Raw genomic sequence first — 11,311 nt, 5'->3', positions numbered from 1 at the left:
GATGCTTTTTATGGTACCCCCAATAAATAACCTTAATTATCAATGACTATCATCAATTTAAATAAACAGTGAACAAATTAATTAAAGCCGACTTTGAGGCCGTAAAAATCTTTCTCATGCCAGACTTTATGTTTGAAAAATCGTCGGAAGAAATTATTTGAAAGAAAAGAGTAAATGAGAAGACAATTTCATAATGTGCCTCTTAACCTTTTGTATTAGCGGAGAAGACCGTTTTAGCAATAGCGTATTATCGATATGACTTGCCTCTTATTGAGATAAAGAGGCAAGCAGATGAAACTAGTCTTTGTTTTGTGGTTTCAATGTCGCCAGCATCTCGCCTTGAAACATTGATTTGAGCTCCTGCTTACTTTTCATGGTAATTTGCCCATCCGTACCAATCGTCATATGTTCAGGGTCATGATTGTGACGCGATTGCCATAACATCACCATTTGTAAGCTATGTTCTTTTTGTTCTGCGGTTAAAGCGACACCATCAGGCCATTTTCCTAATTCAACAGCGGTCACTAAACGCTGATAAATCTCAGGGGTCATCACTGATAACAGTTGCTCTAATTGTTCTGGCTCTAACTCTATACTCACTTCACGACTCCTTCAAAGAGACTCAGCAAATCATCTATCGATATTTCATGATCTATTTCAATTTAGCTGAATCGATAATGCTTTATTTTGTTTTTTAGCTTCAGCTTGCTTCAGCACCCTATCCACGAGTCTTTTCGCCGGTTTGCTCATCGATAAAGCTTAATGATGCTGAATTAATGCAGTAACGCTGCCCAGTAGGTTGCGGTCCATCAGGAAAGACATGTCCTAAGTGAGCATCACAGTTTTGGCAGCGAACTTCGATTCGATGCATGCCATGAGAGAAATCTTCGATGTATTTAATCGCATCTTCATTCACTGGCTGATAAAAACTAGGCCATCCACATCCGGCATCAAATTTGGTCTCTGATAGAAAAAGTGGTGTACCACAACACAGACATTCATACACCCCATCTTTACGATTATGCAATAAAACCCCAGTAAAAGGACGCTCTGTTCCTGCTTGTTGGGTCACATATTGCTGAATATCATTTAGCTCCGAAATATCAATCGGTTGCTTACTTTTATCTGTCATATCAAACCCAAATATTGAAATCACTTAGTGGTATTAAGCTAATAATACCCCCATTTGACGCAACAAAAAATTAACAACAAGTTTTATAAAGATATTCTAAACTAATTAACACGCTGCTTTGTGTTTTGATTTGTGACGGGTTTCACATATATCACTGATAGCAGGTTTCATTATCCCGCACAATCCCGATAATACGTGCGGATGTATTTGCCTCTAAAGTGGCTGACAAGTAAGCAATTAGTGCGAGTAGTTTTGATTTTTTTCAATAATTGACACGATTCCGCTTGACGGCTGGCAAGGTTTTGGTAACTTTAACTACAACTTAATTCACGAATAAATAGCTGGTGGAAATACTATGACTATCAAAGTAGGTATTAATGGTTTTGGTCGTATTGGCCGTATCGTTTTCCGTGCTGCACAAGAGCGTTCTGATATCGAAATCGTTGCTATCAACGACCTGCTCGATGCAGACTATATGGCTTACATGCTGAAATATGACTCTACTCACGGTCGTTTCAACGGTACTGTTGAAGTTAAAGATGGTCACCTAGTTGTAAATGGCAAAAAAATTCGCGTTACCGCAGAGAAAGATCCTGCAAACCTGAAGTGGAACGAAGTGGGTGTTGACGTCGTTGCTGAAGCAACGGGTATCTTCTTAACAGATGAAACCGCACGTAAACACATCCAAGCAGGCGCGAAAAAAGTTGTTCTGACAGGTCCTTCAAAAGACGACACGCCAATGTTTGTTATGGGTGTTAACCATAAGAGCTATGCAGGTCAAGAAATCGTTTCTAACGCTTCTTGTACAACTAACTGCTTGGCCCCTCTGGCTAAAGTTATCAACGACAAATTCGGTATCATCGAAGGTCTGATGACAACTGTTCACGCAACTACAGCAACGCAAAAAACTGTTGATGGCCCTTCTCACAAAGACTGGCGTGGTGGTCGTGGTGCTTCTCAAAACATCATCCCATCTTCAACAGGTGCAGCTAAAGCAGTAGGTAAAGTTATTCCTGAACTGAATGGCAAGCTGACCGGTATGTCTTTCCGTGTTCCGACGCCTAACGTTTCCGTTGTTGACTTAACTGTTCGTATGGAAAAACCAGCGACTTACGCTCAAATCTGTGATGCTATCAAAGAAGCTGCTGCGGGCGAGCTGAAAGGCGTTCTGGGTTATACTGAAGATGACGTTGTATCAACAGATTTCAACGGCGAAAAACTGACTTCAGTATTCGATGCTAAAGCAGGTATCGCACTGAATGATAACTTTGTAAAACTGGTTTCTTGGTATGACAACGAAACTGGCTATTCAAACAAAGTTCTTGACCTGATTGCTCATATTTCTAAATAAGAGTCATTCATGTTTTAAGGTTAATTTGAGCCGCCTTTTGGCGGCTCTTTTGTTTTATTTACCGCCAATTTTGTCGGGAGTCCCCCACTTACGTCTCAGGGAGAATGACGGTTTTCCTGAGTTCTGCTAACCTATTTGTATTCACTGTTCCATATATACAGGCAAATAATTATGCATGATACACTCTTTGCTTTACCCGTTATTAAGCAACTTTCAGCCTACATTAGCCAACGTCAGTTGGGTGAACTGCCCTTAATTATTATTTCTCACCCTAAAGTACGTGGTGCTGTTAGCATTCAAGGTGCTCAACTAATTGATTGGCAACCTCATGGTCAAAAACCGTGTATCTGGCTCAGCAGTGAAAGTGCATTCAAAGCAGGCGCCGCTATTCGCGGTGGTATTCCTATTTGTTGGCCTTGGTTTGGTCCTGCTGGCAGCCCTAGCCATGGTTTTGCACGGATTTTACCGTGGCAGTTTACTGCACATAATGAACACGAAGATGGTGTGATCCTCACCTTTACCCTCACCGATAACGACTATACCCGTAAACTCTGGCCACATGAGTTTACCCTCATATTACGTATGAAACTCGGTGAAACTTGTGAATTAGAGTTAGAAAGCTATGGTGATTTTGACACTACGGCCGCCATGCACACTTACCTCAACGTTGGTGATATCCATAAAACGACGGTCTATGGCCTAGGTGGTCATTATTTTGATAAGGTGAGTGATCGTGAAGTCTATGCAGATAAACCCCTAAAAATAACCGCTCATACTGACAGAATTTATTCTGAGCCAGAAGAGTATAGCTTGGTCAGAGATGATTGCTGGTCACGCACTATTGAAATCCATCATTATCATAATTCTGATGTCGTGTGCTGGAATCCATGGGCTGAATTATCATGCAGCATGCAAGATATGCCAAATAATGGTTATAAACAGATGGTCTGTGTCGAAACAGCACGCATTAATCAGCCAATGAAAAGCGAAAGTCAGCACCCTGCTCGCCTTTCCTTAGTGATGATGACACGAGACAATAAACCGCAAGAGTAATACATAAAATAAAGCCCCAAAAGCATATCGCACGTCTGGGGCTTTTTAGGCATTTCTATTCAGCCGTTAGAATGTGTAGGTCACACCACTCCAAACAATTGCAGAAACAGATTTGTTAACCATTGGGCTATCTTTAACCTCATTTGGTAAACGGTCAACACGCCCCATGGCGAATGCACTCCAGTTTTCAGTAAATTTATAGTTACCTGATAGCTCCACATATGGCGTCCAGCTATCACCTGGGCGGTAACGAGCTAAACCACTATTTTGTGACTCTTTTGAGGAGACCCCATATTCATAGCGGTTTTGGTTTTTGCTATCCCATTTGATACCAACACCTGGCACCAAAGACCATTTATCGCCATGGAAACCATACAGATAAGCAACTTCCGCACGTAAACCATTACTGATGCCTAACATATCCCCTGAAGCGATGGTTCTGATCGTTCCCCAATCCGCTCTGTGCTTGTAGGTCAGACCGCCCATGACCGTGTCTCTGCGACGATCCAGTTCACGCATATCGCGATCATCATTGTCTTTTGGTTTAAAAAATTGTGGATAGTAATAAGCGTCAAGGGATAATTGGTCAACTTGATCATTCCACAAATAGTAACCTACCGCTAAGGTATGAAAGTAAAAATTTTCCCCTTCATAATTAACAATGGGAACTGGTGTAACATAATCTTTTGTTTTTATGCCTTTATACGGTGTTGATTGTGCTAAAACCGAACCACCTACAGACCAAGTGCCTGCTACCGCAGCGGAAGATAAGAAACCTAGTGCAACAGCAAGTGATGTTAATTTAATTGTTTTAGACATATAAAACCTGAAATATTAGATAATTGAACAATAGTGTGCATCATACCTTGATGCACACCTTAGCCAAAATGCTAGTAGAGATGATCACATTTTTAGCTAAATTTATAGCTATGTCTAATAATAGTTTATGCAATTATTCTAATTTTCATATTTCACTGGCACCCTTTTAGCCAATGCGCACATCAATTCATAGCCAATAGTGCCTGCTGCCTGTGCAACATCATCAATGGGTAAATTTTTCCCCCACAGTTCCACTCGATCACCAATCTTGGCCCCAGGACAGTCACTAATATCGATAGTCAACATATCCATCGAAATAGCCCCTAATATTGGGCAACGCATTCCATTTAACCAAGTGGGTGTGCCTGTTGGCGCATGACGAGGATAACCATCCGCGTAACCACATGCGACTGTCGCAATTTTCATTGGATGAGTCGCCGTAAACTTACTGCCATAACCAATTGATTCACCCTTAGCGATATCATGCGTTGCAATAATTTGTGATTGCAACGTCATCGTTGCGCGCAGATCCTTATCAGCAATATCTTGCCAACAACCACTTGGTGATGCGCCGTACAGAATGACGCCAGAACGTACCCAGTCATAATGCGTATCTGGATGCCATAACGTGGCACCTGAATTAGCAATACACACAGGTAGACTCTCATCAATAAACGACTTAATGATTTGGTGTGGTTTGTCTGTTCCTGTCAACGTATCTGAGTTAGCAAAGTGAGTCATCAATGTCACCGAAGCCACATTATTGATTGCAGAGAGTCGGTGCAGTACCGCTGCATACTCTTCAGGTCTAAAACCAAGGCGATTCATACCACTATTCAATTTGACATATACGGGTATTGCAGAGTTAACCGTTGCATTTTCTAGCGCATCTAATTGCCAATGGCTATGCAGTGCCGTTGTCAACTGATATTGGTCTATCAGCTGTAGATCGTCAGGTTGGAAAAACCCCTCTAACAATAAAATAGGGCCTTGCCAACCCTGCTCACGTAACAAAATAGCCTCATCCAAATCTAAAATGGCAAAACCATCTGATGCGGCTAACGCATGCCAGACTCGTTGAATACTGTGCCCATAGGCATCTGCCTTCATGACTGACCATATTTTCGCTTGTCCAACATGCTGACGCACAATGGATAAGTTATGGGTAAAATTTTGCAGGTGAATGACCGCACTAATTGGGCGAGGCATCGTGTTTCCTTCTTTTTATGCTATCCGAATGTATTTCCAGCCAATTGCTCAACGCGCAGGCGATAAATCACCGTTTGGAATTAATTTGGTATTAAATCCATCTATATATCTGAATACGGATAAATCGTCCGATGCAATATCGGGTTTATTGCCAGAAATCAAATCAGCCAATAGCTTGCCTGAGCCACATGCCATCGTCCAGCCTAATGTCCCGTGCCCAGTATTTAAATATAAATTGCTATAAGCCGTAGGACCAACAATCGGCGTACCATCTGGTGTCATTGGTCTTAATCCAGTCCAAAATGTGGCTTGAGAAATATCCCCACCGCCCTGATAAAGATCTTGCACCACCATCTTTAAGGTTTCACAGCGTTTTTTTAATACATTCAAATTGAATCCAACAACCTCAGCCATACCACCGACACGGATACGATCATCAAAGCGTGTCACGGCTATTTTGTATGTTTCATCCAATACCGTTGATGTTGGTGCACGTTGAATGTCAATGATAGGCATAGTCAAAGAGTAGCCTTTCAAAGGATAAACTGGGATTTTTACTAAATTATGTAATAACGATGTTGAATACGAGCCCATTGCCACGATATAACGATCGGCCTGCAATATTTCGCCTTCACAACGTATACCACTGACTTTATTTCCCTCAGTCAGAATTTGTTCAATGTGACAACCAAATCGAAATTTCACGCCTAAATCTTGAGCCATTTTGGCGAGTTTTTTGGTAAATTGCTGACAGTCACCCGTTTCATCGTTCGGTAAACGCAATCCACCTGTCAATTTATGTTTCACATAGTCTAGGGCTGGTTCGGCTTTCACTAACTCATTTGCCGTTAATAACTCGTATGGCACCCCTTCTTGCTGTAAAACAGCAATATCATTTGCTGCATTATCAAACTGTTTTTCAGTCCTAAATAGCTGCAATGTACCGCCTTCACGTCCTTCATAAGTAATGCCTGTATCAGCACGTAATTGACGAATGCAGTCACGGCTATACTCAGCAATTCTGACCATACGGCTTTTATTCATTGCATAATGCTGAATATCGCAATTTTTTAACATTTGCCACATCCAACGTAATTGAAACAATGTTCCATCTGGCCGAATTGCGAGAGGGGCGTGTTTTTCAAACATCCATTTCACTGCTTTAAGGGGAATACCGGGCGCTCCCCATGGAGTGGCATAACCAGGGGAAATTTGCCCTGCATTACCTGCACTCGTTTCTTCGGCAACATCCATTTGTCTATCTAGCACAGTCACTTCATGCCCTTCTCGTGCTAAATACCAAGCTGTCGTAACACCGATGACACCTGCACCTAATACTAAAACTTTCATTATTCCCCCTGCCATGTAGCATGAAATATTTTTAGTTAGAATAATATTCTATAATTTATTTCCCAATATGGTTGATTAACATTTTTAACAATTCAGATAATTAATTCAAATTTCATTACAAATACTTTACACTTTGGTTTTAAATTCTATTGGCAAAATTTTACAAAATTAAATATAACCAATAAAAACAATAAAATATGTATTATTTGCGGTCTGGACAGTTGCTCGATCGTGGTTTAATTTAGAGTTTTACACTGTCTTATTGGGATTTTATTTTGGAAGGACAACTTTTAATATATTTTAATTTACCACAGCATGACAGATTATTACTCTAATCATATTACTTAGTGTGAATAACACCTTTGTTATTGCGCAGTTTTTAGAATTGACGAAAATTTAGTGACTTAGGACACAAAATAAAAAAGCCAGTAGGTTAAATAAACCAAACTGGCCTTAGTGATGACAAACAGATGTTAGATTAAAGAAGGCAATTGAGGTGCGCTCCGTTAAAATTATCGGCTATTGGCGAGATCATTAGGCATATTGCCTTGCATACTGTGCCAAATCATCCCACTCTCTTTACCATAATTCCTAACACATTCCATGATACGTTCATACGCTTGCTCGCGGCATAAATTGGCTAGCTGCTGATAAAAATTAAGCGCAAGACGTCTCGCTTCTGGATTCGAGAAATAATAACGCCCAACGCGGGTATAAAGCCCTTTCAACCCATTGATAATTAAACCATAAATAGGGTTTCCAGACGCAAACGCCAATCCTCGGAAAATATTGTAGTCCAAGGCGCTAAAGGCATCTGAGTTGTCTTCGACTTTTTCACGTTCAGACAAGACTTCCAGAGACTTTTCAGGATTTTGACGAAATGCAGTGCGGATAAAAATAGCCGCAATATTCGTTCTTACCGCCAATAAATTATCGATAAGCTGCGGCACACGGTCATGATCGAGTCGAGCCAAGGTTTCTAAAATATTTAGACCCGATGTCTCCCAGTAATTGTTTACTTTTGTTGGCTTACCATGCTGAATAGTCAACCAACCATCACGAGCTAAACGCTGTAACACTTCTCGGAGCGTTGTACGAGTCACACCAATCAGCTCCGATAGTTCACGTTCTGCAGGCAAAATCGACCCTGGTGGAAAGCGATTATTCCAGATACTTTCAATAATATACTCTTCCGCAAAACCTGCAGGACTTTGAGCTTTTATGACCATATTTTTATTATTCCAAACATTTTCAGACGGATTATTGTAGAAATCATACCAGATTGTCGTAAATTGAGATAGTTAGACCACACATAAACAATGAAACCAATCATAAGACCCTCATATAATTAATATATTATCTATTACTGATTAGACTTAATTTATGTGAAAGATAAGAGTAGTATGTGAATTTACTGTACAATACACCCAGTAAGAGGAAAACTGCACATAATGGATTTTAGTTTAAAAAGAGCTTTTTTGAAAAATTTTCTAGGGAACTCACCTGATTGGTATAAGCTCGCAATAATAATATTTCTGGTTATCAATCCACTGGTATTTTATTTCGTTAACCCGTTCATCGCTGGGTGGCTACTCGTCATCGAGTTTATCTTCACCTTGGCAATGGCACTCAAATGTTATCCGCTACAGCCTGGGGGCCTTCTGGCTATCGAAGCGGTCCTTATTGGCATGACAACGCCTAAACAGATCTCTCATGAGATCAGTAACAATTTGGAAGTCATACTGCTGCTGATCTTTATGGTCGCTGGTATCTATTTTATGAAGCAGCTATTGCTGTTTGTCTTCACCAAACTGTTACTGAATGTGCGCTCTAAACGCACATTGTCCTTGGCCTTTTGCTTAGCTAGCGCATTCTTATCTGCTTTTTTAGATGCGCTGACGGTGATTGCGGTTGTCATTAGTGTTTCGGTTGGCTTTTACTCTATTTATCATCAATATGCATCTAGTCAGCATAGTCATACTGATATACAAAACGATAGCTTCATTGATACCGCAGAGAAAAAGCAAACCCTTGAACAATTTAGGGCTTTCTTACGCAGCCTAATGATGCATGCCGGTATCGGTACTGCTTTAGGTGGCGTGATGACGATGGTTGGGGAGCCACAAAACCTTATCATCGCTAAACATGCAGATTGGGATTTCGTGACCTTCTTCTTACGAATGGCACCGGTTACCCTACCAGTCTTTGCCTGTGGACTCATGGTTTGCTTTTTAGTCGAAAAATTTAAATTATTTGGCTATGGTGCTGAGTTACCGGAGCCGGTTCGCCAAGTGCTGACTAATAATGACAAAAAGAATAGTGCTAAACGCACCCAAAAAGAAAAAGCGCAGCTCATAGTCCAAGGTTTGATTGGTATTTGGCTGATCGTCGCCCTTGCTTTCCACCTCGCGGAGGTCGGGCTTATAGGCTTATCTGTCATCGTTTTGGCAACTGCATTTTGTGGTATTACAGAAGAGCACGCGTTAGGTAAAGCCTTTGAGGAAGCATTACCCTTTACTGCCTTACTGACAGTCTTTTTCTCTATTGTTGCTGTCATCATTGACCAACAACTGTTTACCCCCTTTATTCAGTTTGTTTTACAGTCATCTGAATCATCGCAACTATCACTGTTTTATCTGTTCAATGGTTTACTTTCTGCTGTTTCAGATAACGTGTTCGTCGGTACGGTATACATTACGGAAGCATTAAAAGCTGCCAATGAAGGCTTAATCTCCCATCATCAATACGAGTTATTGGCCGTCGCTATCAATACAGGTACTAACCTCCCTTCTGTTGCGACACCGAATGGGCAAGCAGCTTTTCTGTTTCTACTCACTTCGGCACTATCGCCACTGATCCGTCTTTCCTATGGGCGCATGGTATGGATGGCTTTACCTTACACCATTGTAATGACAGTCGTTGGTTTATTAGGCGTCGAGTTTTGGCTGATACCAATGACACATTGGCTAGAAAGCTTAGGCTGGATTAGCCTACCTTAGTTTCGTCATCACCGAAACGCATAAAGGCCACGCATATGACACATTATGGGTGGCCTTTATCATTCTTCTCATTGATATCCCGTCACCATTGCTCTGAAATACCTGCTAGAGTGGTTTGATTTGTAATATTAGGTAAATCCTTATCTAAAATCACATAAATAGTCTCTAACATCTTTTTTTGTTGTGTCGATAGGGGCAAAATGTGCGCATCATTAATTTAGGGAAGTAAAGTATGTTCAGATTCTTTAACTACTGCTCGCAAGGACGAGGCGCTTGGCTGTTAATGGCCTTTATTGCGTTTATGTTGGAATGCGCAGCGCTCTATTTTCAACACATTATGAAGCTACAACCCTGTGTTATGTGTATCTATGAGCGCGTTGCATTGTTTGGGATTATGATTGCGGGCTTAGTCGGGGCTATTGCGCCACGTAATGTGATTTTACGTTGGGTCGCTATCATTATTTGGATTTACGCGGCATGGCGTGGCTTAGAGCTTGCATGGGAACACACTATGCTACAACTCTATCCATCCCCGTTCGCATCATGTGACTTTTTTGTCAATTTCCCTGAATGGTTACCATTGAATGAATGGGCGCCAGCTATTTTCGAAGCAACTGGTGACTGTGCTGTTAAACAGTGGGATTTCTTAGGGCTAGATATGCCACAATGGCTAATTGGTGTTTATGGCGCTTACCTGCTAGTTGCTATTATCGTCACAATCAGCCAATTTTTCCCTTCACACAAAAAAGCATAATATCGAAACCGTCATCAATTAAGGATATTGATTATTTTACGGTTAAGGCTCCCGATAAACACTATCGGGAGTCATTTTATCTCCTGACAAGCTACGTTTTTGAATCGCTTCTTCACTTTTTTATCTGTATCGCCAACGTTTGAATAAACATCGGCCCCAGTTTAAAACCCAAAAGTATGATGGAAATCTGTTGAATACTGGGTTTGATATCAGGCGGGTTATGCAACATAAAAAGAAGCCAATATTTATTGAAACTGCAATACAAACCATAAACCCACCTGTTAATGATGGGTTCTACTGAATAATTCTATTAAATACAGCTACCCGTCAATATGACATCGGCAGCACAACGCTTCCCATTGGCAAATTGACACACTGCCGTCTGAGCACCATCCAGTTCTAAGTTAAGTGAAGGTAGTCCACCCGCTGAAACACAGGCCTCTTGGGCTTTAGGTCCTAAATTAACCACTTGTTGTGCATATTGGGATGCCGAGCGATCGACTTGCACTGTATTCATCGAATCTGAGCTAGAACACCCCGCTAAAATAAGTATTGTGCTACCTAGTAAACCTTTAACAAAAGTAGAATTAAGCAGGTTACTGATTTTTCTATTCATTCTATACTCCGCTTATGATGATTTCTGC

Annotated in this window: 11 protein-coding genes; 4 read left to right on the top strand and 7 right to left on the bottom strand. The window is 41.0% G+C overall.

Annotation, left to right across the window (positions count from 1 at the left end; genetic code table 11):
* Nucleotides 1–297: 297 nt before the first annotated feature.
* Nucleotides 298–600, bottom strand: coding sequence for a YeaC family protein (locus tag ACWPW6_RS09135; RefSeq protein ID WP_163861518.1), 303 nt, complete (start codon nt 598–600; stop codon nt 298–300).
* 118 nt (nt 601–718) lie between these two features.
* Nucleotides 719–1,132, bottom strand: coding sequence for a peptide-methionine (R)-S-oxide reductase MsrB (gene msrB, locus ACWPW6_RS09130; RefSeq protein ID WP_154621948.1), 414 nt, complete (start codon nt 1,130–1,132; stop codon nt 719–721).
* A 355-nt stretch (nt 1,133–1,487) separates the two neighbouring features.
* On the opposite strand from msrB, the gene gapA reads away from it, so the two are divergent.
* Both gapA and ACWPW6_RS09120 read left to right on the top strand, forming a co-directional pair.
* Nucleotides 1,488–2,483, top strand: a complete 996-nt coding sequence (gene gapA / locus ACWPW6_RS09125; protein ID WP_004920333.1) for a glyceraldehyde-3-phosphate dehydrogenase — start codon at nt 1,488–1,490, stop codon at nt 2,481–2,483.
* A 171-nt stretch (nt 2,484–2,654) separates the two neighbouring features.
* Nucleotides 2,655–3,536: a D-hexose-6-phosphate mutarotase gene (locus ACWPW6_RS09120; protein ID WP_250000436.1), complete on the top strand. Its 882-nt coding sequence runs from the start codon at nt 2,655–2,657 to the stop codon at nt 3,534–3,536.
* A 66-nt stretch (nt 3,537–3,602) separates the two neighbouring features.
* On the opposite strand, the gene ACWPW6_RS09115 is transcribed toward ACWPW6_RS09120, so the two are convergent.
* From ACWPW6_RS09115 to fadR, 4 genes are all read right to left on the bottom strand, one after another.
* Nucleotides 3,603–4,355: a MipA/OmpV family protein gene (locus ACWPW6_RS09115; RefSeq protein WP_154621950.1), complete on the bottom strand. Its 753-nt coding sequence runs from the start codon at nt 4,353–4,355 to the stop codon at nt 3,603–3,605.
* A gap of 138 nt (nt 4,356–4,493) precedes the next feature.
* The gene (alr, locus tag ACWPW6_RS09110; RefSeq protein ID WP_154621951.1) at nt 4,494–5,564 is read right to left on the bottom strand and encodes an alanine racemase; all 1,071 of its coding nucleotides are present in this window, start codon (nt 5,562–5,564) and stop codon (nt 4,494–4,496) included.
* Nucleotides 5,565–5,612: 48 nt separating this feature from the next.
* Nucleotides 5,613–6,914, bottom strand: coding sequence for a D-amino acid dehydrogenase (locus ACWPW6_RS09105; RefSeq protein WP_244316419.1), 1,302 nt, complete (start codon nt 6,912–6,914; stop codon nt 5,613–5,615).
* A 512-nt stretch (nt 6,915–7,426) separates the two neighbouring features.
* The gene (fadR, locus tag ACWPW6_RS09100; protein ID WP_154621783.1) at nt 7,427–8,143 is read right to left on the bottom strand and encodes a fatty acid metabolism transcriptional regulator FadR; all 717 of its coding nucleotides are present in this window, start codon (nt 8,141–8,143) and stop codon (nt 7,427–7,429) included.
* A 222-nt stretch (nt 8,144–8,365) separates the two neighbouring features.
* On the opposite strand from fadR, the gene nhaB reads away from it, so the two are divergent.
* On the top strand, nt 8,366–9,913 hold the full coding sequence (nhaB, locus tag ACWPW6_RS09095; RefSeq protein ID WP_154623641.1) for a sodium/proton antiporter NhaB: 1,548 nt from the start codon (nt 8,366–8,368) through the stop codon (nt 9,911–9,913).
* Nucleotides 9,914–10,145: 232 nt separating this feature from the next.
* Complete coding sequence (gene dsbB, locus ACWPW6_RS09090) at nt 10,146–10,667, top strand: disulfide bond formation protein DsbB (RefSeq protein ID WP_154623640.1); 522 nt, start codon at nt 10,146–10,148, stop codon at nt 10,665–10,667.
* A gap of 310 nt (nt 10,668–10,977) precedes the next feature.
* On the opposite strand, the gene ACWPW6_RS09085 is transcribed toward dsbB, so the two are convergent.
* Nucleotides 10,978–11,283, bottom strand: a complete 306-nt coding sequence (locus ACWPW6_RS09085) for a DUF333 domain-containing protein (RefSeq protein WP_163861509.1) — start codon at nt 11,281–11,283, stop codon at nt 10,978–10,980.
* Between the last annotated feature and the right edge of the window lie 28 nt (nt 11,284–11,311).

Source organism: Providencia sp. Marseille-Q8014 (genome assembly GCF_965112055.1).
The sequence above is the reverse complement of the archived record's forward strand: the minus strand, read 5'-3'. Positions and strand labels throughout refer to the sequence as shown.